General features: G+C 61.2%; 23 protein-coding genes and 1 tRNA gene. 6 read left to right on the top strand and 18 right to left on the bottom strand.

Annotation, left to right across the window (positions count from 1 at the left end):
- Nucleotides 1-173: 173 nt before the first annotated feature.
- The 14 genes from ACR0EF_RS17560 to ACR0EF_RS17495 form a co-directional block, all read right to left on the bottom strand.
- The gene (locus ACR0EF_RS17560; RefSeq protein WP_170372591.1) at nucleotides 174-869 is read right to left on the bottom strand and encodes an RraA family protein; all 696 of its coding nucleotides are present in this window, start codon (nucleotides 867-869) and stop codon (nucleotides 174-176) included.
- On the bottom strand, nucleotides 866-1,561 hold the full coding sequence (locus ACR0EF_RS17555; protein WP_170373315.1) for an alpha/beta fold hydrolase: 696 nt from the start codon (nucleotides 1,559-1,561) through the stop codon (nucleotides 866-868). The genes ACR0EF_RS17560 and ACR0EF_RS17555 overlap by 4 nt, the downstream gene beginning before the upstream one ends.
- Nucleotides 1,558-2,685 carry a cobalamin-independent methionine synthase II family protein gene (locus tag ACR0EF_RS17550; RefSeq protein WP_170373314.1) on the bottom strand — a complete coding sequence of 376 codons (1,128 nt, stop codon included), beginning with the start codon at nucleotides 2,683-2,685 and terminating at the stop codon, nucleotides 1,558-1,560. Before ACR0EF_RS17550 ends, ACR0EF_RS17555 begins: the two co-directional genes overlap by 4 nt.
- Before the next feature lie 17 nt (nucleotides 2,686-2,702).
- Nucleotides 2,703-3,671 carry a cupin domain-containing protein gene (locus ACR0EF_RS17545; RefSeq protein ID WP_170372597.1) on the bottom strand — a complete coding sequence of 323 codons (969 nt, stop codon included), beginning with the start codon at nucleotides 3,669-3,671 and terminating at the stop codon, nucleotides 2,703-2,705.
- 179 nt (nucleotides 3,672-3,850) lie between these two features.
- Complete coding sequence (locus ACR0EF_RS17540; protein WP_170373313.1) at nucleotides 3,851-4,840, bottom strand: nuclear transport factor 2 family protein; 990 nt, start codon at nucleotides 4,838-4,840, stop codon at nucleotides 3,851-3,853.
- Nucleotides 4,837-5,880, bottom strand: a complete 1,044-nt coding sequence (locus tag ACR0EF_RS17535) for a LacI family DNA-binding transcriptional regulator (protein WP_170343449.1) — start codon at nucleotides 5,878-5,880, stop codon at nucleotides 4,837-4,839. Before ACR0EF_RS17535 ends, ACR0EF_RS17540 begins: the two co-directional genes overlap by 4 nt.
- The gene (locus ACR0EF_RS17530) at nucleotides 5,880-6,644 is read right to left on the bottom strand and encodes an SDR family NAD(P)-dependent oxidoreductase (RefSeq protein ID WP_170373312.1); all 765 of its coding nucleotides are present in this window, start codon (nucleotides 6,642-6,644) and stop codon (nucleotides 5,880-5,882) included. Before ACR0EF_RS17530 ends, ACR0EF_RS17535 begins: the two co-directional genes overlap by 1 nt.
- Nucleotides 6,644-7,696 carry an ester cyclase gene (locus tag ACR0EF_RS17525; RefSeq protein ID WP_170372603.1) on the bottom strand — a complete coding sequence of 351 codons (1,053 nt, stop codon included), beginning with the start codon at nucleotides 7,694-7,696 and terminating at the stop codon, nucleotides 6,644-6,646. Before ACR0EF_RS17525 ends, ACR0EF_RS17530 begins: the two co-directional genes overlap by 1 nt.
- Nucleotides 7,693-9,021 (bottom strand): histidinol dehydrogenase, encoded by a 1,329-nt coding sequence (gene hisD / locus ACR0EF_RS17520; protein WP_170372605.1) that lies wholly within the window; start codon nucleotides 9,019-9,021, stop codon nucleotides 7,693-7,695. Before hisD ends, ACR0EF_RS17525 begins: the two co-directional genes overlap by 4 nt.
- 11 nt (nucleotides 9,022-9,032) lie before the next feature.
- On the bottom strand, nucleotides 9,033-9,563 hold the full coding sequence (locus ACR0EF_RS17515; protein WP_170372607.1) for an ester cyclase: 531 nt from the start codon (nucleotides 9,561-9,563) through the stop codon (nucleotides 9,033-9,035).
- A 130-nt stretch (nucleotides 9,564-9,693) separates the two neighbouring features.
- Nucleotides 9,694-10,848, bottom strand: a complete 1,155-nt coding sequence (locus ACR0EF_RS17510; RefSeq protein ID WP_170361381.1) for a carbohydrate ABC transporter permease — start codon at nucleotides 10,846-10,848, stop codon at nucleotides 9,694-9,696.
- 1 nt (nucleotide 10,849) lies between these two features.
- On the bottom strand, nucleotides 10,850-11,872 hold the full coding sequence (locus tag ACR0EF_RS17505; RefSeq protein WP_170366152.1) for a carbohydrate ABC transporter permease: 1,023 nt from the start codon (nucleotides 11,870-11,872) through the stop codon (nucleotides 10,850-10,852).
- 67 nt (nucleotides 11,873-11,939) lie between these two features.
- Nucleotides 11,940-13,151: an ABC transporter substrate-binding protein gene (locus ACR0EF_RS17500; RefSeq protein ID WP_170342797.1), complete on the bottom strand. Its 1,212-nt coding sequence runs from the start codon at nucleotides 13,149-13,151 to the stop codon at nucleotides 11,940-11,942.
- Between the two features lie 75 nt (nucleotides 13,152-13,226).
- Nucleotides 13,227-14,276, bottom strand: coding sequence for an ABC transporter ATP-binding protein (locus ACR0EF_RS17495; protein ID WP_170361386.1), 1,050 nt, complete (start codon nucleotides 14,274-14,276; stop codon nucleotides 13,227-13,229).
- Nucleotides 14,277-14,442: 166 nt separating this feature from the next.
- Between ACR0EF_RS17495 and ACR0EF_RS17490 the strand changes: the two genes are divergently transcribed.
- Entirely contained in the window at nucleotides 14,443-15,450 is a 1,008-nt protein-coding gene (locus ACR0EF_RS17490; RefSeq protein ID WP_170373311.1) for a nuclear transport factor 2 family protein, read from the top strand.
- A gap of 36 nt (nucleotides 15,451-15,486) precedes the next feature.
- Here ACR0EF_RS17490 and ACR0EF_RS17485 read toward each other — a convergent pair.
- Together ACR0EF_RS17485 and ACR0EF_RS17480 are read right to left on the bottom strand one after the other, a co-directional pair.
- A tRNA-Ala gene (locus ACR0EF_RS17485) sits at nucleotides 15,487-15,562 on the bottom strand.
- Between the two features lie 144 nt (nucleotides 15,563-15,706).
- The gene (locus ACR0EF_RS17480) at nucleotides 15,707-16,027 is read right to left on the bottom strand and encodes a TIGR02300 family protein (protein ID WP_170342794.1); all 321 of its coding nucleotides are present in this window, start codon (nucleotides 16,025-16,027) and stop codon (nucleotides 15,707-15,709) included.
- A gap of 100 nt (nucleotides 16,028-16,127) precedes the next feature.
- On the opposite strand from ACR0EF_RS17480, the gene ACR0EF_RS17475 reads away from it, so the two are divergent.
- From ACR0EF_RS17475 to ACR0EF_RS17465, 3 genes are all read left to right on the top strand, one after another.
- Nucleotides 16,128-16,823 carry a M48 family metallopeptidase gene (locus tag ACR0EF_RS17475; RefSeq protein WP_254429025.1) on the top strand — a complete coding sequence of 232 codons (696 nt, stop codon included), beginning with the start codon at nucleotides 16,128-16,130 and terminating at the stop codon, nucleotides 16,821-16,823.
- Nucleotides 16,824-16,853: 30 nt separating this feature from the next.
- Nucleotides 16,854-17,501 carry a GntR family transcriptional regulator gene (locus ACR0EF_RS17470; protein WP_093965127.1) on the top strand — a complete coding sequence of 216 codons (648 nt, stop codon included), beginning with the start codon at nucleotides 16,854-16,856 and terminating at the stop codon, nucleotides 17,499-17,501.
- Between the two features lie 112 nt (nucleotides 17,502-17,613).
- Nucleotides 17,614-18,753, top strand: coding sequence for a lytic murein transglycosylase (locus tag ACR0EF_RS17465; RefSeq protein ID WP_170361404.1), 1,140 nt, complete (start codon nucleotides 17,614-17,616; stop codon nucleotides 18,751-18,753).
- Nucleotides 18,754-18,757: 4 nt separating this feature from the next.
- Here ACR0EF_RS17465 and ACR0EF_RS17460 read toward each other — a convergent pair whose 3' ends face one another.
- Nucleotides 18,758-19,720 carry an acetyl-CoA carboxylase carboxyltransferase subunit alpha gene (locus ACR0EF_RS17460; RefSeq protein WP_170372615.1) on the bottom strand — a complete coding sequence of 321 codons (963 nt, stop codon included), beginning with the start codon at nucleotides 19,718-19,720 and terminating at the stop codon, nucleotides 18,758-18,760.
- A 120-nt stretch (nucleotides 19,721-19,840) separates the two neighbouring features.
- On the bottom strand, nucleotides 19,841-20,437 hold the full coding sequence (locus tag ACR0EF_RS17455) for a LysE family translocator (RefSeq protein WP_170373310.1): 597 nt from the start codon (nucleotides 20,435-20,437) through the stop codon (nucleotides 19,841-19,843).
- Between the two features lie 72 nt (nucleotides 20,438-20,509).
- Here ACR0EF_RS17455 and ACR0EF_RS17450 point away from each other — a divergent pair, with 72 nt between their 5' ends.
- Together ACR0EF_RS17450 and ACR0EF_RS17445 are read left to right on the top strand one after the other, a co-directional pair.
- Nucleotides 20,510-20,962, top strand: a complete 453-nt coding sequence (locus ACR0EF_RS17450) for an Lrp/AsnC family transcriptional regulator (protein ID WP_170373309.1) — start codon at nucleotides 20,510-20,512, stop codon at nucleotides 20,960-20,962.
- 119 nt (nucleotides 20,963-21,081) lie between these two features.
- Nucleotides 21,082-21,657, top strand: a complete 576-nt coding sequence (locus ACR0EF_RS17445) for a PA14 domain-containing protein (RefSeq protein ID WP_170361412.1) — start codon at nucleotides 21,082-21,084, stop codon at nucleotides 21,655-21,657.
- Nucleotides 21,658-21,685: the final 28 nt, after the last annotated feature.

The following is a 21,685-nucleotide window of genomic DNA, read 5'->3' as shown; positions in this document are numbered from 1 at the left end:
CCAAGGGCGGCTTTGCTCGTTCTCAACCGCTCGTTCAGCACCAACCCAACAATCCCCAACTAACTAAAGAAAAGAAACGCGCAATATGCGCGATCGGATCTCCCAAGACGTATGCTACGACCGACAAACGAACAACCGAGCCACGTCAGCGATCGGTCAGACTGCGTACACCCTTAAACGCGCGCTTTTTCAAATGCGGCCCAAGCGACTTCAAACTTCTCGTAGCAGAAGCCGGGTTCAGAAGCAGCGTTCAGAATTATTCGTTCGGTTTCAAAGAGTTTCAGAATGGCGTGTTCGAGCTGATCGATCAGATTGGCGGGCACGACAACAGCACCATGCCGGTCCGCATGGATGAGATCCGATGGATTGATCGTCAGGCCGAAGATTGAAACAGGTGTGTCGATTTCTCGGACGTGAACGAAACCATGGCTGGGCCCGATAGAACCGGCGATGACCGGGAACCCTTGCGGCATGTCACCAAGGTCCCGCATGACCCCGTTGGTGAGCGCGCCTGCCATTCCGAATCCCTTGTGTACAGACGTATTGATTTCGCCCCAATAGGCGCCGATGCAGGAGGGGAAATCGACATCCTCAACCACTGCAACTGAGGGAGCCGGGGCCTCGGCCATGTATCTGTAATAGTCCATTCGCCGCTGCCTGATGACTTCCGGCGCTTCGGAGGGCGGTTGCACCGCAGCGATCTTGGCCGTACGGGCAAATCCGACGATTGCGCCCTCGGACGGGGCCGAGCAGAACATCGTACCACGCGTGAATTGGTTAAACCCGCGCTTGCCTTGTGCCATCTCGATGGCGTTGCAGACTGTGGGTGTGTCGACCTTGCGCAGCAAGGCAAGTAGGGACGGTGTCATGGAACCTCCAACCAACGGCGCAACGCCGCTGTGGTTTCCTGTGGTCGTTCGAGGGTGGGCAGGTGCCCCGCACCGATTACGACCTCCAGCGTGCTGTTTCCGAGAAGCTTGTGCATCAGTTCGTGCCGCTCCAACGGACATAGTCTGTCATCCTCGCCGCATAGAACGAGGCTTGGACCTTGATAAACGGACAAGGTGTCCGTTTGATCCGGGCGGCCCATGAGTGCGATGGACTGGCGAAGAAATACCTCGGGGCCCAGATCGGTTGCCATGGCCATGCAAAGGTCAAGAATTGCGCCCTGTCGAGGGCCATCGGCCAGATAGTTCGGCTTCAACTCGTCACGCATGACCTGCCGCAATCCACCTTGGCGCACGGCCTCCATCTGCGGACCTCGCCGGGTTTTGACCTCGTCTGTTTCGGCCAGCGGGTTCGTGTCCAGGAGGGCCAGCCGTTCAACACGTTCTGGCGCCTGGCGCAGGACCTCCATGGCAACGATCCCGCCCATGGAAAGCCCCGCAAGGGCAAATATCGGCGGTGCATGGCTCAGTACATCGGCCGCCATTGCCTCGACGCTGTCCTGGGCGCTCAGCGGGTGGGTCATCAGCGGCACCCGTCCGGCCAGGGCTTCGATTTGCGGCCCGAACAGTCGGGCATCGCACATCATTCCGGGAAGAAGAACCAGGGGCGTCATGCCGATGCCAATCTGGCACCTTCGGCCAGGGAGGCCAACTTGGCATAGGCGATGTCGGGGTCGACCGCACCGAAGCCGGCAAAAGTGCCAAACCCGCAGTCACTCCCGGCGATGACCCGATCCGGCCCGACGATGTTGGTGAACCGCTCGATGCGTTGCCGCACCAGCTCGGGGTGTTCGATGAAATTCGTTGTCGTGTCTACGACGCCGGGCACAAGGATCTTGTCGTCCGGGATTTCGCTCTTGCGATCCCGGAAGACGGTCCACTCATGGGCGTGGCGCGGGTTCGACGTTTCGAACAGAACATAGCGGGATTTGGTTGCCATCAGGGTCGTGAATACCTGATCCATCGCAATGTCGCAGCAATGCGGGCCTTCGTAGTTGCCCCAGCAGATATGCACCCGGACCCTATCTTGCGGGACATTCTGCAGCGCGTGGTTCAGGGCTTCGACATGCATCTCGGCGATCGCGATGAATTCGGCATCGGACAGATCAGCGAACAGCATGTGCCGCGAAAGGGCCAGATCGGGGCAGTCCAACTGAAGATCCAGTCCCGCTGCGACGATCGTTTCATATTCCTGCTTCATCGCATCGGCGAGCGCGGCCAGATAGGCCTCACGGCTGGGGTAGTGGGCGTTCTGCAGAAACAGAGAAATCACCCCGGGCGAGGCGGCGTTCATGAAGCCATGTTCGACTCCGTACTCAGCCATTGCCTGCTTGAGGTTGCGGATATCCTTGTTCAGTTCGTCCTGGCCTTTCGAGCGAACGTCGCCCGTGCATTGCGGCCGGGCGTATTGGGGTGTGCCCCCTTCGTTGGCAAGACGTTGCAAAAAGCTGGGAAACATCTTCAGGTCCGCGGGGGCATTCCGTGGACTGTCCCCCGAGAAACCTGTGTAGCGGTCCTTTACGTATGTCGCATACGAGATTTTTGAGGTCTCTCCGTCGCTGACGATGTCGACACCGGCCTCGACCTGACGCCGAACCGTTTCAGATACGGCCTTGGTCATGCAACTGTCGAACGCATCGGCGTCATAGGGCTCATTCCGCTCGCGCGCAAAGATGAAGTCGACAACTTCCTGGGATCGGGGCAGAGACCCCACATGGGTGGTGAGTATCGTTGTCATGCGGGGTCCTTTCTTGATCAGTCGCCGGTCCAGGTTGCGCCAGCAGGATCGTCGGTCGTGGTGATGCGGTACAACCCGGCCGTTCCGGTCATGGATGGAGTGATGGTATAGGCTTCGCTGGGCAGCACCAGCACAGTATCCCCGCCCGAAATCGTGGTTTCGACATCCTCGACAGTGACCCGCCAATGGCCGCTTGCCGGCATCAGCACGACGGGCTTGGCCGATTTGGTAGGGTCTTGAACACCTGAGCCACGGGTCAGGAAGTCGACCTTAAAGCCGGGCTTGTCCTTGATCAAACCGTTTTCACCGATCACCTTGGCGGGTTTGTCGGCCGCCAGCGCCATCAGATCCCAGTAGCGGGCCACGTATTTGCCTATCACGGCTTCGACCGGCACTTCGGGATAGGATTTCAGCTGCTCCTCGGTCAGCAAGGGCATAGGCCGAACGTTGTGCGGGAGGTCCTGGCCCTTCTTGCTGTCGTAGAGCACGCCGTTGTCACCCAGCATCAACCCGTGCGCCCTGGCGTCCTCAATGACCTGAGGTGCCCAGGTGACGCCGCCGCCGGCATCGTCACCGCCCAGAATGGACATGATCATCCCGTAGTCGTCGCCCACATTCTCGAACCCGCGGAAAATGCCGGTGGGAATGTTGAAGATGTCACCTTCCTCGGCAATGAACTCGCCCGCCGTGCCATAGCGACCCCAGAAAAATCGCCAGCGGCCCTTGGCGACAAAAAAGACCTCGGCCGTCGTATGGCTGTGCAGCGAGTTGCGGCATTTGGGCGGCTGGCCGGCGGCCCCGATATTGAAGCCGATTTTGTCGGTTATGTGCACATGCTGATCCGGCGATTCTGAAACACCGCCGCCGATGATGGTAAAGTTCTCTTTCTGATCGCTGCCCGGCGTGTGGGCATCAATGAAAGCCGTCTTGCACGGCTTGAGCTCGCCATAACGGACGATGCGTGATGCGATGGTTGATTGTGTCATGGTTCTGGTTCCGGATTTTGCGTTTGACGGAATGGTCGGCGGGTGCTCGATCACGTTCCCGGAGGCCGCAAATTCAGGCGGCGCGCTCGAAGGCTTTGCCGGAATAGGTGAAAGCGCCGGCTTGCACCGGTCTCGCGCAGGCCACAGGCCAGAACACGATATTCGACCGGAGCGAGCATTCAGACCTCTGCGCCTTGCAGAAGGATCTGCTTCCAGACCGAGGTTTCATCAAACAGGGTGTATTCGCGGCGCAGCTTGGGCTGGCCGCTGATCAGTTCACCGAATTCGGCATGGCTGATCCCCAGAACATAGACCTGCGCTCCGGTGGGGGCTCCGAACACCCCCCATCCGTCATGCTTGCCCCACAGGCTCCAGCGCAGTGCGGCACGGGGTGGCATGTTGGGATCGTCGCGGCCGATCTGGTGCTCGATGCGGAACTCGGCATTGGGGAAGCTGGCCCGCAATCCCATCCAGAACCGGTCGACCGAGTCCCAACCGTGTCCGGTGACCCCGCCGACATATTCCGACTGCACCGCACGGTCGTATTCAGCCCCGATCGCGCCCATGTCGGCGTTCATGATCCGGGTCAGAATATCGGCATAGCGCTGGCCCCATTCATTGTCGTTGCCTCGACCCTTGTAAGGGCCGGGCTGGTCGATCTCGGGCGTCAGAGGTTTCACGCAGTTTTCCGGGCCGCCCTCGCGAGCGATCAGGTCGGCTGCGTATTCCTTGGGGTCCCAGCCCATCTGGCGCACGATAGCCCCCTGATCGCGGATCAGCCATTCATCGTTGATCTGATTGTCGACCGCATGGCAATCGGCCAGAATCCGGTACCGCAGCTTGGTTCCGGTTGGTTTGCCATAGACACCTTCGGCAAGGTGCGTGGCGGTCGAGATAATGCGGTGGGAACTCAGCATCCCCTCTTCGGGCGTGCCCGACCAGATCACGTCTTCGCCCAGAAGCTGCCGGTCGGGAAACTCGGCCAGGGTCGCCATCGTCGCGCCGATGACGTTTTGATTGCCCAGCACGACCGAACCTGGTGAACGGACAACGATGTCATCGCTGTAATATTCATGCAGCGTGGCGATCCCGCGATCTTCCCAGATTTCCTTGGTGATGCCGATGATATAGTCGGGAAAATCCCGGAATTTGGGGTCAAATCCCTTCATGTGTTCGTCCTTTTCGGGTTCCATCCCTTGGGCAACCGGGCCGAGGTTCGTACGATCAGCGGTCCGTCAATTGCCACCTTGCGGGGTTCAGAAGTACTGGGCTCTTCGATGTGATCCAGCAGCGCGGCAACCGTTTCCGCGACCATCAGGTTCGCCCGCTGCCGGATCGTCGTCAGATTGTATGCGGGCCATCCGGCGGGGGGCACATCGTCATACCCCACGACCGAGACATCTTCGGGGATGCGCAGGCCCAGCTCAAAGCGTAGAACATCCATCACCGCCAAAGCCATATGATCGTTGGCGACGAAAACCGCGTCAGGTCGGCGCTCCGGTGCCACGTCGAACATGGTTCGGGCCGCCGCACGGGCATTTTCGGTGTGAAACTCGCCGATCCCATGTGCAAACAGATCGCTGCCGGCGTCGCGCAGTGCGGCAAGGAAACCAGCCTCGCGGTCGCGCTGGGTCGAGGCACCCTGCCAGCCCGCGATGTAGGCGATGCGTTGGTGCCCGCCCGCCAGCAGGAACTCGGCCACCTTGCGGCCGCCGGCATAGTTGTCCGAGGTCACGGTGGTGATGCCCTCAAGATCCTGGCTACGGTTGAACAGCACCACCGGAACGCCGGCCTGCTGGCAGCGGGTGGCGATATCCGACGACATCGGCACCGAGGCCAGAATGACCCCGTCCACCTGATAGTCGAGGATTTCCTCCATCACGTCGTCGATATTTCCGGCCGAGCGCGAGGCCATGAAGATCAGCACGTGATAGCCATGCTCCTGCAGGCGGTTGGACAGTTTCTCCAACGCTTCGGGATAGAAGTAGTTGTCCAGGTAGCCGACCACCAGGCCGATGATCCGGCTTTTGCCCGACACCATCGCCCGCGCCAGCACGTTGGGACGATAGCCCAGTTCGGCCGCCGCCTTGCGCACCTTTTCCTCGGTCTTCTTGCTGACCGAAGCGCCGGGCGTGAACACCCGGCTGACCGCCGACTGGCTGACGCCGGCCAGTTGCGCAACCTGAAGCGATGTGACCTTGTCCGCCATCAGTCCGCCGTCCATCCGCCGTCGATCAGCATCGATGTGCCTGTGACCAGACCCGAGGCGTCGGAGGCAAGATAGAGAACCGCGCCCATGATATCCTCGACCTCGCCCACGCGGTTCAGCTTGATCTTGTCCATGATCCAGGCCGCACGTTCGGGGTTGTCGAAGGTCGATTGCGTCAGCGGGGTTCGGATGAAGGTCGGGCAGACCGTGTTGATGCGGATACCCTTCTTGCCCCATTCGATCGCCATCGCTTTGACCATGCCTTCCAGCCCGTGCTTGGTCGCACAGTACAGCGCCCGGTCGATGCCGCCGACATGGCCCATCTGGCTGGAGATATGGATGATCGAACCGGGCCGCCCGGCTGCCATCAGCGCCTTGGCCGCGTAGGCCGACAGGAAATAGGCCGAGCGCAGGTTGACACTCGTGACCGCGTCGAAATCCTCGGGCGTGGTTTCGACCGCCGGCCCGTGCCGCGCGGTCCCGGCCGAGTTCACCACCACGTCAAAGGCTTGCGCGTTAAACAGCGCCTGCAACGCGGTCAGGTCACCCTGATCCAGCACCCGCCCCTCGGCCGACCAGCCCTGCGCCTGCAGGGCGGACACCGCTTCGTTCAGCCGCTCGGCCCCGCGCGCGGCGCAGACCACATGCGCCCCGGCCTCAGCCAGGGCGACAGCGCAACCCAATCCGATGCCGGAAGACGCGCCGGTGACCAATGCGGTCTTGCCGCTCAGCGAGAACGAAGGGGTGCGGGGCAGTTGGGTCATCAGCTCATTCCATCCGGGGTTTCAATGCGGCCCAGGTTACGGGCCTTGTTGAATTCCCGCAGGCGGGCAAAGACGTCAACGCCAAGCTGCGCATAGGCGTCCAGAAGATCGACCAGAACCCAGTTTTCGCGGATCCGCCCGTTCTCCAGCCGCCAGAAATCGAGGCTGCGCATGGTGATCCGCTTGCCCGAAGGCGCGATGCCCATCCACCCGTCATGGGTGACGGTCTGGATCATGTTGGGCCAGCCGGTCACTGCCGCATAGTCGCCATCGCCGAAGAAATGATAGGTGATGTCGTCGACATATTGCCCGCGATCCGGCATCCCGTTCAGGAACGGGATCTGGTGCCAGTTGCGGAACCCGGCATAGCCGCGCCCGGTGCCGATGCCCGAAGGCCCGTACCAGTTCATGCGCGGATGCCAGAACCGTTCCATCTCCATCACCTCGGGCCCGCCCTGCGAGGGGTGCTTTTTCAGATGTTCCAGCATGTCGACGATGTGCTGGCAGGTGGCGCGGCCCTTGTCGGCGTCATAGGGCCCCGGCACCAGACCGTCCTGCGTGGCCGGGCCTGGCACATGCCATTCGCGTCCCAGGCTGGGCGCCATCGGCCAGGCACAGGCCTGCATCATTACCTCGGGGATGTCCCACAGGGCCTGCATCTCGACGATCCGGCCGTTTTCGAACCGGTAGAACTCGTGAAACCGCATGGTGACCTGATGGCCGGTGGGCGGGATGTCCAGCCACGGACCGGTGAAAGTGCCGGTGTAGTAGCCACCGCAGCCGACCCAGTCGGCGCCGAACTCGTCCGGTCCGGCCATTACGATATAGTCGCGCCGTTCTAGGTCCGGCCAGGCATCCAGCAGGCCCTTGTAGGCCAGATCGTAGAACGCCTCGCTGCCGGTGCTGTCACCGAAGGGATGGCACAGGCGGAACAGGGCGTCGGGCGCGGTCACCTGGGCCAGTGCGTCCCGCACGCCGGATTCGTCGAAATCATACATTGCCGCCCGAAGCGGCGCGATCAGCGCCTTGTGCTGCGTATGCCTGTCACTCATTCGGCGGCATCCCGGTATGGGGCCGGTGCGCCATAGGGCACGTTGATACCGCCATAGCGGCGCACCCGCACGTTGCATTGTTCGGCATGGCCCACGAATCCTTCAAGCAGACACAGGCGCGAGCCGTACTCGCCGATCAGGGTTGCCGCCTCGTCGGTCAGGATCTTCTGATAGCTGTGGGTCTTCAGGAATTTGCCGACCCACAAACCGCCGGTATAACGCCCGGCCTTCTTGGTGGGCAGCGTGTGGTTGGTGCCGATCACCTTGTCACCGTTCGATACGTTGGTGCGCGGCCCCAAGAACAGTGCGCCATAGCAGGTCATGTTGTCCAGGAACCAGTCATCGCGATCGGTCATGACCTGAACATGCTCCGAGGCGATCTCGTCGGCGACCTGCAGCATCTCGTCATAGCTGTCGCACAGGATCACCTCGCCATAATCCTGCCAGCTGATCCGCGCGGTGTCGGCCGTCGGCAGGATGCCCAGAAGGCGGTCGATCTCGGACAGGGTCTCTTCGGCCAGCTTGCGCGAATTGGTGACCAGAACCGCGGGCGAGTTGTAGCCGTGTTCGGCCTGCCCCAGCAGGTCGGTGGCGCAGATCTCGGCGTCGACGGTTTCGTCGGCGATCACCATGGTCTCGGTCGGGCCGGCGAACAGGTCGATGCCGACGCGGCCGAACAGCTGGCGCTTGGCCTCGGCCACGAAGGCATTGCCGGGGCCGACCAGCATGTGCACCGGGTCGATCGTTTCGGTCCCCAGAGCCATGGCGCCGATGGCTTGGATGCCACCCATGACATAGATCTCATGCGCGCCGCCCAGATGCATGGCGGCGATCACCGCCGGATTCGGCTTGCCCTGGAACGGAGGGGTGCAGGCGATGATGCGCGGCACACCCGCAACGCTGGCCGTGGCCACGGACATGTGGGCCGAGGCCACCATCGGGAACTTGCCGCCGGGCACATAGCAGCCCACCGACTGCACGGGGATGTTCTTGTGGCCCAGGATCACGCCCGGCAGGGTCTCGACCTCGATATCGGTCATCGAGGCACGTTGCGCGCGGGCAAAGTTCATCACCTGCTCCTGCGCGAACTTGATGTCGGCCAGTTCGCGGTCTGACAGCTGAGCGATCAGGGCGTCGATCTCCTGTTGCGACAGGCGGAACGAGGCGGGCGAATAGTTGTCAAACTTCTCGCTCAGCTCGCGCACCGCGGCGTCGCCATGGGTTTCGATATCCTTCAGAGTCGCCTCGACCACGGCGCGGGTCTTGGCGTCATCCTCGGCCCGGTCTGCGTCGGACTTGCCGCGTTTGAGATACTCGATTGCCATTGTCTTGATCCTCAGTTGTCGGGGCGGGGCGGAGTTTTCTCGCCCCGGTCATATGCTTCCCAGCCGTGGCCCTGGAACAGGTCGACGCCCAGCTGCGCGGCGACATAGGCGAAATCGACGTTCACCCAGTTGTCGACGATCTTGCCATCGACCACTTTCCAGAAATCCATGTAGCGGATCTCGACCCGCTTGCCGGTGGGCGGGATGCCCAGAAATTCGCCCGAATGGGTCGCCTCCTGCCGGCCAAAGGCCGCGGCCCATTCACCCATGTAAAGCCGCGCCTCGTCGATACAGACCTTGTCGGAAAATGCGGCCTGGAAGGGGCGCTGCCAGTTGTCCTGAAACTCTTTCAGGCCATTCTTCGTGCCGCAGCCTTGGTTGCCCATCCAGCGGAACCCTTCGGCGAAGAACTCGCCGATGTCGTTGATGCGGTGGTCATTCAGGCCGTCGACCATGGCTTCGATCACGCGGCGCGTGTCTTCGGTCTTGCTCAGGTCGGTGTCGCGGGTCAGAACCGCTTGTTCGGGTCGGGAACCTTTCATCGTCTTGTCCTTGTCAGGTTGTCAGGGATTGGGGATCGGGGGGACATGCCCCCAAACCCGGGAAAATCCCTGGGCAACCTGTTCAGCGCCGGATGGCGCGTCAGGGCGTTATGGCGGAACCGGCGGCTCATCAGCCTTTGACCGCGCCGGCGGTCAGACCGCTGACGATCTGGCGCTGGAAGATCATGACCAGGAAGAACAGCGGCGCGGTGATCGACACGGCGGCGGCCACGGCGACGACCTGGTCGGTGGTGGTGGTTTCGCGGTTGAACATGCCGGCGATGGCCGGGACCATGGTCTGGTTCTGCGCGTCCAGCAGCAGCGAGGTCACCAGAAAGTCGTTGTAGGCCAGCAGGAAGCTGAACAGCCCGGTGGTGATGACGCCCGGCCACATCACGGGCATGATCACCCGGCGGAAGGCCTGGAAATGGTTGCAGCCATCCACGCGCGCGGCTTCGTCCAGCTCGGCCGGGATGTTCTGGAAGAACGACCGCAACATCCAGATGGTAAAGGGCTGGTTGATCGCCACCAGAACCGCGATTACGGCAAAGGGCTTGCCGTACAGCGTGGGCGCGTTTTCCCCCAGGATCGGGCGCAGCCATTCGGCCGAGTTGATGAAGACCGGCAGATAGCCCGCCACCAGAACCGAGTGCGGCAGCGCGCGAAACACCAACGCGACGATCAGGATCCAGAACGCCAGCGTCGAGCCCGACCGCGCCAGCCCATAACCCGCCAGCGTGCCCACGGTCAGCGACACGGTCACGACGCCTGCGGTAACGATCAGCGAGTTCTTGAAGTTGTTGGAAAAGCCGCGGTCGATCCAGACGGTCTTGTAGTGTTCGGTCGTCAGACCAACCACGTCCCGCCCCAGCGGGCCGAACAGCGGGTTCAGCACGTTCAGAACGGCCGGCAAGATCACGAAAAACACCAACAGAAAACCCATCACCAAGGCCAAACCACCGATGATCCAGCCGAACCAGGCCTGACCCGGCTTGGTGTAGGTCCTGACCATCGAGGGCAGTGTCTTGGTCGTCGCAATCACCGCGACCCAAATGGTCACAATGCCGAGGATGATGTCGAGGATGGAAAGGCCTTCTCCGGTCGCAAGAGTCGCTGGACCGAAGATCACGTTCAGCGCGTTGCTGTCGAATGCGTCCACGGGTGATTTGAAGCTCATCACCGCGATCCAGAAGATCGGGAAGGCCGCCACGAGGCACCAGAACGCCAGAAACAGGTTCGACGACAGGCGCAGGCCGAGCGGTTGGCGAAGGGCGCGCGAGGACATATCAGTGACCTCCTTTGTGGTCGCGCCATGTCCGGCGCAGCGGTGCGATGAGAAGGATGACGATGCCGACCATGGTCAGCATGGCGCTGGCCGAAGCCCGGCTGATCGAACGGTTGCCCGCCTGATCCGGAACGAGGAAGTCATAGGTCAGCCACTGCAGCGAGATGACGTAGCCCTGGCTCGAGAAGCCGACGATTTCTTCGAACACCCGGTAGGAGTCCATCAGATGGATCATCGACACGAAGATGATCAGTGGCATCAGGTGCGGGATGACGATGTATTTCAGGCGCTGCCAGCGGCTTGCGCCGTCGATCACCGCGCTTTCAAGGCTGTCCTGGTTCACGGTCTGAAGACCGGCGTAGAACACGATCGCGGCAAAAGGTGCGACATGCCAGACGCGGTACAGCATCATCAGCAACTCGATCGTCCAGGCCTGCGCGAACAGCGCGATGTCGCGGTTCAGCCACCATTCCAGCAGGGCCGTGAGGATACCGTCACCGCGAAACAGCCAGTTGATCGAAAGGGCGCCGATGACCGGCGTGATGATGAAGGGCAGGAGCGACACAAATATCACCGGACCACGTATTGCCGATGCAGCATTGTTGATCACGATGGCGATCAGCAGCCCGGTACCGATCACCAAGGGCAGAGTGATCAAGGTAAAGGTCAACGTAAAGCGCAGCGCCTTCCAGAAATTGATCGTGGACAGCACGCTCCAGCTGCCTTCGCTGATCGCGCGCCAGGCGCGTTCGGGCTCCAGCACGTTGCGATAGCTTTCCAGCCCGACAAACTGGGTCTGCGTGATGATCTCGCCCTCTTCGTCCAGCCTCGGAATGGACTTTTCCTCGGTCACGCAGGTCTGTGTCAGGAAGCCCGGCGTGCAGGTCTCGACCTCGACCGTCTCATAGATGGGCTGGGTGACGTAGAAACTCTGCTTGAACACGCTGACCAGCGGGAAAGCGATAAAGAGAAGCATCATAAAGACAGAGGGGCCGACAAAGGCGGCAAATGTCCGGAAATTCATGGCTCTGCCTTTCTCATGGTTCTCGTTGGATTGGGTGCGGGAGGGTCGAGGCCCTCCCGCGGCAGGATCAGTTGTTGACCAGTCCGGCCTCTTTCGCGGCGGTCAGATAGTCCGCCTCGATGTCTGCCAGCGTGGTCTGTGCGTCCTTGGCGCCGGTCAGATAATCGGCCAGGCCATTGCCAAGCGCGGTGTGCATGATCCCCATCGGGCCAGATGCGGGATAGGCTTTGGCGCCGGCTTCTGCCGAAGCGGCTGCACCTGCGGCCAGATCACCGGGCTTGTAGGCCGGGTTCAGCCAGACGGCGGCGTTGTTGTTGGCCTCGACCATTTCCGCATCCATGCCTTCCAGCGCCACGCGGAACGCGGCATCGGCTTCTTCGTCGCTCATGTTCGAGGCAAGAACGATGCCGTCCCACCAGATCGTGGTTGCCGGAGCGGCCGAGCCCATCGGAGCGGCCGCCATGACGACCTTGCCGACGACTTGGCTTTCGGCCTCATCGTTCATTGCGGCAGCGCGGCTGGCCCACAGGTTGGCCATGGCGATCTTGCCCTGTTGGAACTGCTGCTGAACGTATGTGGAATCCGACACCAGATACTCAGGGTCCATGTATTCGGTCATGGCCTTGAGCGTCTCCAGAGCCTTCACGCCCTGATCGTTGTTGATCGCAGGCATATTGCCGTCAGCAAAGAACTCACCGCCTTCGCCCAGATACATGTTCACGAATTCCTGACCCAGGTTCCAGCCGGTCTTGAAAGTGCCGCCGATGGGGTAATCCATGACGCCGGCCTCTTTGATCTTGGCTGCAGCGGCCAGAACATCGTCATAAGTCTTGGGTTCCTCGATCCCCAGATCGGCCAAAACGTCGCTGCGGTACATCAGGTGCTGGGCGTTCACCATCATGGCGATCGCCATGGTTTGGCCGTCCACCTTGATCAGCTGGTTCGGCAGCAGGTCCTGACCATATTTCGCGACCAGATCATCCAGCGGACGAATGGTGCCCGCGTTCAGCAACGGCACCAGCGTCGCGTTCGACACGCCGCCGATCTGGTACAGAGCCGGATCCGCCGCAAAGGCTTCGGGCTGCTTCTCGCGGAACTCCTGGTCCAGCGATGCGCCGAAATTGCCGCACTCGGCCATCGCGTCGGTGACGGCCTTCCAGGCTTCGAACCCGGCGGACAGTGATTTGAGCGGAACGGTGTTCTCGAACGAACACGCCGCCCATGCAGTGCTGGTCACCATGGTCATGGCGCCTGCCATCAGAATTGTCTTGAGTTTCATGCGTTTCTCCCTGTCAGGATCGGTCCGTCGTCGACGTCCGGACCGTTGGTTGGCCCTTTCGGGCTTTGGTTGGGGTCAGCCCCCGATCCGCGCACCGCTCTCTGCTTCGAACAGGTGACAGATTTCTTTCGGCACCGAGAACGAGACCATCTCGCCTATTTCGGCGCGGAATGCTTTGTCGGCTTTGACCGAGACCAGTGCACCGCCGACCCGGACCGAAATCATGGTGGCGTCACCCAGCAGCTCGAGCGTGTAGATCGGTGCAGTGATCTGGCCCTGACCTTCGGCCAGTGTCGCATCCTCGGCGCGGAACCCCAAGGTCAGCGGGCCATCAGCAACGTCCACCCCCGGGATCTCGACACCCGTGGTCCGGAAAACGCCGCCCTCGACCTGACCATCCATCAGGTTCATGGCGGGCGAGCCGATGAAACTGGCGACGAAAGTGTTGGCCGGGCGGTCGTAAATCTCGGTCGGGCTGCCGACCTGTTGCACGATGCCCTTTTTCATCACCACGACACGGTCGGCCAAGGTCATCGCCTCGATCTGGTCATGGGTGACATAGATCGTGGTGACGGCCAGTTCGTGGCTGAGATTCTTGATCTGCGCGCGGGTGGATACACGCAGCTTGGCGTCGAGGTTGGACAGCGGCTCGTCCATCAGGAACACGTTCGGTTCGCGCACGATCGCGCGGGCCAGAGCGACACGCTGACGCTGACCGCCCGACAGTTCAGCCGGCTTGCGATGGAGAAAATCGTCCAGTTCGACCATGGCGCTGGCGCGGCGCACCTTCTCGTCATGGGTCGCGGGGTCGATCCCGCGGACCTTCAGCGGGAAGCGGATGTTTTCATAGACGTTCATGTTGGGGTAGAGGGCATAGCTCTGGAACACCATCGCCACGTCGCGGTCCTTGGGTTCAAGATCGTTGACCACCTTGCCGTCGATCAGGATGTCGCCCTCGGTCACGTCCTCAAGCCCCGCGATCATGCGCATTGTCGTGGTCTTGCCGCAGCCGGACGGGCCAAGCAGAACCAGAAACTCGCGATCGGCAATCGTCAGATCGAAGTTGTGAACCCCAACAAACGATCCCCATCGCTTGCCGACATTGCGCAGTTGAATTTCCGCCATGAAGCCCCCCGGGAAGGAATCGTTTTGCATACGTTTGCAAAAGGGTATTCTTGGCTTACCAATTCTGGCAAGACATTTTTGCATACGTATGCAAATATGCCGGAAATCAGTGATTCACCCCCCAGGCAATAACAGGCGCAAGATGCTGCAAAACAATGAAAAACAGATGAGCTTTCAAAAAGAGAAAGATCTGGTGAAGGCGTTCTATGAGGACCTGCAGTTGGCCACCAACGACAAACTGTCAGATGTCATGGGGCGATTCTGTGCGCCGAATCTGCTGTGGCGCGGCTTTCATCCGTTCGGTCAGATTTCGGGGGTCCACGACGTAGCGGAAAACTTCTGGGGCCCGCTGCGAACCAGCCTCAAACGCATGCAGCGGCGTCAGGACATATTCTTCGCGGGATGCAACTCGCTGACCGACGAGCGCGAGGTCTGGGTGGTTTCCATGGGCCATCTGATGGGTCTGTTCGACCACTCCTGGTTGGGCATTCGACCGACAGGCAAAATGGCATTCCTGCGCTATTGCGAGTTCAACAAGGTGCAAGACGGCAAGATCGTTGAGACCGCGATGTATTTCGATATCCCGCATCTGATGGTGCAGGCTGGTCAGAACCCGTTTCCGCCCCAAACCGCAGCCCATCTTGTACAGCCCGGGCCCCAGACACACGACGGTATCCTTGGCACGGATCAACCCGCCGAAGAAGGGGAGCAGACTCTGGCGCTGATCAACGCCATGATTTCCGACCTGGGCCAGTGGAAAAGTGGCCTGACCCTGAGCGAAGAGCTAAGCCGCACCTGGCATGACGACATGATCTGGTGGGGGCCCGAGGGAATTGGCGCCACCTACACGATTGAACGGTATGGCAAGCAACACGCCGGTCCCTTCCGCGCGGCATTCGCCGAGCGGTCAAAGACCAAACATGTCTGCCGGCTGGCCGAAGGTCACTACGGCGGGTTTTTTGGCTGGCCGAACTTCACGGCTGTTCCGACCGGAGGGTTCATGGGTATGTCGGCGACCCAAACGCCCGGTGAGTTTCGGGTGATCGACATCTATCGCCGTGCAGGCGACAAGCTGGCCGAGAACTGGATCTTCATCGACCTTCTGCATTTCTGGAAGCAGCAGGGCGTGGACATACTGGAAAGAACCACGGGCATCGGATCGGCGCAGGTGTAGCCTCGGGGGGCGGACTGGATGCAATGGTAGGGGATTTGGTGGAGCCTAGGGGAGTCGAACCCCTGACCTCTTGCATGCCATGCAAGCGCTCTCCCAACTGAGCTAAGGCCCCTTTCCGGTACCGCCTGTGCGGTGGACGGACGTTTATGAAACGACGTGCGCGAGTGCAAGACCAAAAAATCGGATTCGGCGAAAAAAGATGCGCGGCGCACGGGGTGCGTCGGGGCGCGGGGCAGCCTGCGCCGCCCCGGCCGGATCACGAGTCTTCGTCTTCCGACGCGACGTCGGTGATGTCGTCCAACGAGACGTTGTCTTCGTCGTCGTCCTCAAGCAGATCATCGTCCAGATCGACATCGACTGCGTCATCATCGTCCAGTAGTTCGTCATCGGACGAGGCTTCGCGCGCCTTGACCGACGCTGCATCTTCGGCGTCGGCTGCGATCATCCGGCTCTTGCCGGTTTCCAATTCCACGATCTCGCCGGTGTAGGGGCTGATGATCGGGTCCTTGTTCAGGTCATAAAACCGCTTGCCAGTGGTCGGACAAACGCGCTTTACGCCCCATTCTTCCTTGGGCATGTCAATTCCCCTTGATATCAGGTGAGTCGTATCAACGATTCAGGTCACCTGCCACATGCGGCGGGTACTGTCAAAGCCTTTGCGCCAAGGAGATCGCACCATGGGGCGACATTCATTGCCCGGACAGCCTCCCGTTGCGCTGACCTTGCGCAAATCGGCGCGGGCACGCCGCATAAGCCTGCGGATTTCCCAGTTGGATGGCCGGGTTACGTTGACTTATCCGCAGGGTGTGTCCGAATCCGAGGCGATCGGCTTTGCGCGCTCAAAGGAGGACTGGATCCGCCAGCATCTTGGCGCGCGGCCCGTTCCGGCGTCGGTCGGCTTCGGGGAAACCCTGCCGGTCGAAGGTGTGCCAAGGCGAATCGTACCGGCGGAGGGGCGCCGGGTCAGTTTACACGCCGATCAGGTTGCGGTGCCCGAAGGGGCCGAGGCGCGGCGCCTCGCCCGCTTTTTGAAAGAGTTGGCGCGTGATCGCCTGACCGAAGCCTGCGACGACTATGCGGCCATGCTGGGGCGGGGCTACTCTAGCCTGACGATGCGCGATACACGGTCGCGGTGGGGGTCGTGCAGTGCAGCGGGAGGTTTGATGTTTTCGTGGCGGCTGATCTTGGCGCCCCCCGAAATCCTGCACTATGTCGCCGCTCATGAGGTTGCGCATCTGGCCGAGATGAACCATTCGGCGGCGTTCTGGGCGCAGGTCGAGCGCCTGTTCGGGCCGTACAAAGCGGCCCGGCACTGGCTGCGCGACAATGGGGCCGAACTGCACCGTTACAGGTTCGATGCGCCCGCCGGTTGACGTCGCGGGGATTTGTGATCACATGAGGGGATGTTGACCACCCGCAGCTCCGACTCCCAGATCGCGACCCATGATCAGGTATACCGCGCCCTGCGGTCTCGAATCATGCATGGAGAAATCCCGCCCGGTCAGGCGCTGACCTTGCGCGGCATCGGCAAGGAGTTCGGTGTGTCCATGACGCCGGCGCGCGAAGCCGTTCGCCGTCTGGCCGCCGAAGGGGCGCTGTTTCTGTCCAACTCGGGTCGGGTCTCCACGCCCGAACTCAGCAACGACCGGATCGAAGAATTGGCCGCGCTGCGGGCCCTGCTGGAGGTCGAGCTGGCCAGCCGTGCGCTGCCTCGGGCGCATATGGCTCTGATCGACCGGTTGCAGAGCATCAACATGACCGTGGCCGAAATGGTGACCAAGCGCGATGCGGTCGGCTACATCCGAACGAACCTCGAGTTTCACCGCACGCTTTATCTGCGGGCGCAGGCTCCGGCCATGCTTGCGATGGCCGAAACAGTCTGGCTGCAGCTTGGTCCGACCATGCGGGCTCTTTATGGCCGCCTGCGACGGACCGAGCCGCCGCATTACCACAAGCTGATCATCGCCGCTCTGAAGGCGGGGGACGAACCGGGTTTGCGGTTGGCGGTGCGATCGGATGTGACCCAGGGTCTGCGCCTGCTGGTCAGCTGAGCGGGCCTTTGCTCAAAGTGTGAAATCCAAACGGGCGGCGGTTGCGAAGCTAGCCTCAAGGCATTTGCTGCGCTACGCTGCTGCCAACAACAAACAAGAGCAGATTTCAGCCATGATCAATCGACGCACATTCTCACTGGGCCTCGGTGCAGGTTTCCTGAGCGCCTGCGCGGGCGGGTCCGCGCCAACCGGAACAACTGCGTCGCGAATGCGGGCAGTGCCCAATGCCGGCTGGGATTCTTGGGTTGCAAGTTTCAAGGCGCGCGCGGCGGGGCAGGGTATTTCGCAAGCGACGATCGACCGGGCGTTTCAGGGGGCCGGTTACCTGCCAGATGTGATCGAACGCGACCGCAACCAGGTCGAGTTCAAGCGCTCGCTCGAAGACTATCTGGCCATCGCCGCGTCAGACGAGCGGATCAGTACCGGCAAGCAGATGCTGCAACGCCACAACGCCACCCTCACGCAGATCGAGTCGCGCTATGGCGTCGACAAAGAGGTCGTGGTGGCGGTCTGGGGGCTGGAAAGCCGCTATGGGCAGCGGCGGGGCGATGTGCCCGTGATTTCGGCCCTTTCCACGCTGGCCTATGACGGGCGTCGCGGGGCGTTCTTCGAAAGCCAGCTGATTGCGGCGTTGAAGATCCTTCAGAACGGTGACACGTCGCCGGCGAACATGACCGGCAGCTGGGCCGGTGCCATGGGGCATACGCAATTCATCCCGACCTCGTATCTGGCCTACGCAGTGGATTTCACCGGAGACGGCCGACGCGACATCTGGTCCGACGATCCGACGGACTCGCTGGCTTCGACGGCTGCCTACCTGTCGCGGGCGGGTTGGGTGCGGGGCCAGCCTTGGGGAGGTGAAGTCGGATCTGCAGCGGCAAATTCGGGCACACCGGTTGCAATTCTGCAGCCGCAGAAACCCGGGCCGCGCATAGCGGTGTTTCGCAATTTCCAGGTGATCAAACGCTACAACAACTCGGACAGCTACGCGATCGGGGTTGGGCACCTGTCGGATCGGATCGCCGGTGGCGCACCCTTTCAGGCGTCTTTCGGGCCCGACGAAACCGGCCTGACGCTGGAAGATCGCAAAGAGTTGCAGCGTCGTCTGACTGCTGCCGGGTATGACACGCAAGGCGCTGATGGGGTGATTGGCAAGAATACCACCGCGGCCATAACCGCGTATCAGCAAGCCAAGGGCCTGCCCGTTACGGGCGTGCCCTCGGTCAGCTTGTTGCGCTCTTTGGGTGGTTGACGGATCAGGCCGCCAGTCCTTTGGATCCGAGGTCCAGAAACTTCTGACGCCGGTCCTTGATTAGCGCGGCGGCATCCTTGCCGTTCAGATCCTTCAGCATCTTGGCGATCGCCTTGCCCACGGATTCGATCGTGGCCGGGCGGTCGCGATGCGCGCCACCTTTGGGTTCGGGGATGATCAGGTCGCAGACGCCCAGCTTTTGAAGGTCCTGCGCGGTCAGGCGCAGCGCCTCGGCGGCCTCGCGCATTTTTTCGGCATCTTTCCACAGGATCGACGCGCAGCCCTCGGGCGAAATCACCGAATAGATCGAGTGCTCCAGCATCGCCACCCGGTTGGCCGTGGCAAAGGCCACCGCGCCGCCCGAGCCGCCTTCGCCGATGATGACAGACACCAGCGGCACACCGATTTTCAGACACATCTCGGTTGAACGGGCGATCGCTTCGGATTGCCCGCGTTCTTCCGCGCCCTTGCCCGGATACGCGCCGGCGGTATCCACCAAGGTGATCACCGGCAGACCAAACCGACCAGCCATTTCCATAAGGCGCACGGCTTTGCGATAGCCTTCGGGGCGGGCCATGCCGAAGTTGCGCTCGATCCGCGATTTGGTGTCCGAGCCTTTTTCATGGCCGATCACCATCACCGGCTGGTCGTTGAACCGTGCCAGGCCGCCGATGACCGCCAGATCGTCGGCAAAATTGCGGTCGCCAGCCAGCGGGGTGAATTCGGTGAACAGGGCCTCGACATAATCCTTGCAGTGCGGACGTTGGGGATGGCGGGCCACCTGGCATTTCCGCCAGGGCGTCAGGTCCTTGTACAACTCGTCCAGCAGCTTGGCCGCCTTGGCGTCCAGCGCTGCGGCTTCGTCCGCAACGTCCATCTCTTCGTTGGCGCGGGCCAGGGCGCGCAGCTCTTCGGCTTTGCCTTCAATCTCGGCCAGCGGTTTTTCGAAATCCAGATACTGGGTCATGACGCCTCTCAACGCGAAAGTTCTCCGCTATATGACCCGAGGTCGCCCCGGATGCAACTCGGCACCGCATGTCGGGGTGCGTTTCCCGCGCGTGGCGAAAAGGTACGCGGTCAGGCGACCTCAGTCTGGCCACAGCACCGGGTACAAGGAAATCACCAGAAGAACCGCCATCGACCAGTTGAACACGGTCAGACGTCGCCGGTTGGTCAGCACGCGCGCCATCTGCTGGCCTAGAACCGTCCAGGTGCTGACAGATGGCAGATTCACGCAGCCGAATACAATGGCAACCAGCGCAATGGCTTGCAGGGTCTGGCCCGGGGCATAGGCGGTCGTTGCCGTCAACGCCATGGCCCAGGCTTTGGGGTTCACCCATTGAAACGCCGCCGCCTGCAGAAACGTCATGGGTCGTCCGGCGTGTCCCGGGCCCTTGGCAGGAGCCGCATTGGCAATTCGCCACGCGAGGAATAGCAGATAGGCCACCGACGCGATTTTGAGGATCACGTGGCTGACGGGATAGGCTTCGAACACCTGCACCAACCCTGCGCCGACCAACAAAACCATCAGCATGAAACCCAGGCCGATACCCAGCATATGGGGGATTGTCCGCCGGAACCCGAAATTCGCCCCTGAGGCCATAAGCATCAGATTGTTCGGTCCCGGCGTGATGGACGAGACAAAGGCAAAGGCGACCAGCGCAAGTAGAATGTCGTAAGTCATGGCGCAAAGATCGCCCAGGTTTTCTCAAATGAAATTGCGATTTCGCGCTCGATTGCATAAAGCTTGCAACAAATGGCGAATATTGACCTCAAGAATCAGCAAATATTGCAAGAGCTGGCCCGGAATGGCCGGATCAGCAACCTTGAACTGGCGGACCGCGTAGGGCTTTCGCCGTCAGCCTGTCTGCGCCGGGTTCAAGAGCTTGAGCGGTCGGGCATTATCAGCGGGTATCGCGCCGTTTTGAACCCTGCGGCGATGGGTGTCGGTTTTGTCGCCTATATCGGCGTCGGACTGGGTGAGCATACAAAGACCGCCCAGGAAGGTTTTGAAAAAGCGGTGCAATTGGCGCCCGAAGTGGTCGAATGCCACAACATCACCGGTACGATCGAATACTTGTTGCGGGTGGAATGCGCCGACCTGTCGGCCTACAAGACCTTCCATACCGACGTATTGGGCACCTTGCCCCATGTCACTTCGATCACGTCTTACGTGGTCATGGGATCCCCGAAAGACCTGCGGGCCTGAGCTTGAGCCCACTGCCGCAAGGACCTTGCAGGCATATGTATCCCGGAATATCGTCAGCCTGAAAGCGCCAGAAATTCGGCACCAGATCGAACAGGGCGCGATGTCAGGGAGACACGATCATGAGTTTTGTTCGGACAGGCGCATTGGCGACCGTGATGGCGATTGTCGCCGGTGCCGCATTTGCCGCGCCTTTGAAATTGCAGCCCGCCAACCCGCAGCCCAATCCCAAGGCGGGGTTGAACGTGAAATATGTGGGGCAGGGTACTCAGAGAAAGATCCGCGATCTGAGCCAGGCCAAAAGCGTGTTGTCCAAGGCCAAGCCGGGCAAGCCACTGCGCGGGTTGGACTATGCCGACACCAACAAGGGCGAGCCGGTTTTGACATTCACGGACCCCTACAATGTTGCCGCTGAAATCACCGGGTACATGCGCTTTGATTCTCCGGGAATTTACGAGCTTGAAACCTGGTCCAATGACGGGATCGAGGCCTATGTCGGTGGCCAGCAGATCGGTCGAGTCACTGGGATCCAGGGGTGTGAAGCCAACCAGCGCACGGAAGTCGAAGTTCCAAAGGCGGGCTGGTACCCTCTGAAGATCATCTATTTCCAGAAGCTGGGAACGTCCTGCCTGATGATGAAATCCGGCAAGCAGGGTGAGAAGTTTACCTGGACCCCAAACAACGTGTTCGGCCGCTGAGGCCAACCGAAGTCAGGAAAAGGCGCAC

The organism is Ruegeria sp. CG8, assembly GCF_056537165.1.
This window is presented reverse-complemented; position numbering and strand designations above follow the sequence as displayed.